Source organism: Polynucleobacter yangtzensis, from assembly GCF_001595965.1.
Classification (GTDB): Bacteria; Pseudomonadota; Gammaproteobacteria; order Burkholderiales; family Burkholderiaceae; genus Polynucleobacter; species Polynucleobacter yangtzensis.
On record NZ_LOJI01000009.1, the window covers coordinates 1 to 1,269 of the forward strand.

Annotated in this window: 1 protein-coding gene; it reads right to left on the minus strand. The window is 46.7% G+C overall.

Features of this window, described 5'->3' with window-relative positions; genetic code table 11:
• Nucleotides 1–52: 52 nt before the first annotated feature.
• A protein-coding gene (locus tag JaK3_RS05680) for an IS3 family transposase (RefSeq protein ID WP_150114210.1) occupies nt 53–1,194 on the minus strand; the annotation gives its coding sequence in 2 pieces (ribosomal slippage) (nt 53–930 and nt 930–1,194; 1,143 coding nt in all).
• Between the last annotated feature and the right edge of the window lie 75 nt (nt 1,195–1,269).

A 1,269-nucleotide genomic window follows, 5' to 3' on the forward strand; every position in this document is an offset into this window, starting at 1 on the left:
TGAACTGCTGTCAATTTAGGTCCACTACTTGAGAGAGTTTTTCTATAGTAAATCATTGCAGCAAAATTGGTTGATTCTGGATGATTTTGGGTATTTGTACTTGCGGTGCTGGTGGTCTGTAACCTAATGCACTATGGGGCCTGACATGGTTATAGTGCTTGACCCATTCCCCGACGATGATCTGGGCTTCTTTCAGGCTATAGAAGATCTCACCATCCAAAAGGTTATCTCTGAAGGTGCCATTAAAGCTTTCACAAAAGCCGTTCTCCCAAGGAGATCCTGGGGTGATGTAAGCGGTTTTGACTCCCATGCCAGATAACCAACTACGCAGTTCCTTGGCAATAAATTCTGGGCCATTATCACTACGGATGTACTCTGGGATACCGTGGGCGATCATGGCGTTGGCTAGCTGTTCAATCACTTGGATTGATCCAATCCTTCTGGCGCAGTGGATCGTTAAGCATTTCCTGGTGAACTCATCAATCATGGTGAGCATGCGGATCTTGCCACCATAAGCATCTCTGATAAAGACAAAATCGTAGCTCCACACATGGTTGGGATAACTTGCTCTAAGCCTCATGCAACTACCATCGTTTAGCCACAATCTGCCTCTAGGAGGCTGCTTTTGCGGGATCTTGAGTCCTTCTTGCCGCCAAATGCGAGCCACCTTGGCGGTGGTTGCCTGACGCCAGCCAGCGTTGCGCATCATGCTGGCAATAAACCGATAACCGTATCTACCGTAGGTGCCGGCCATCCGGATGACTTCAGCTCGTAGCGGCTCTTCATCATCTCTGGGAAGTGGCATATAGCGATACGCTGCTCTGGAGAGCCCTACTAATTCACAAGCTAAGCGCTCTGATGTTGAGTATTTTTGCATCAATACCTGAGCGGCTGTCTTGCGTTTAGCAGGGCTTAGAAGTTTCCCTTGATAACTTCCTTGAGCATCACCTCTCGTAGCGATAAGTCCGCTACGAGCTTTTTAAGTCGGGTGTTTTCTTGCTCAAGTTCTTTAAACTTCTTGGCTTGATCGAGCTTCATACCACCATAGATCTTGCGCCAACGATAGTAGCTTTGCTCAACCGTACCCACTTCTTTACAAGCTTGGGCGAGGGTTTTGCCATTCGTGGTTAATACATCAATTTGACGCAATAAGGTGACGATTTGCTCGGGTTTAAGACGCTGACCTTTAGCCATATTTAGTACTCCTTTAAGGTGAAGATTATCAAAAATCCTCTCTTTGGGAGTGGCACTAAAAATTAGGTCAGTTCA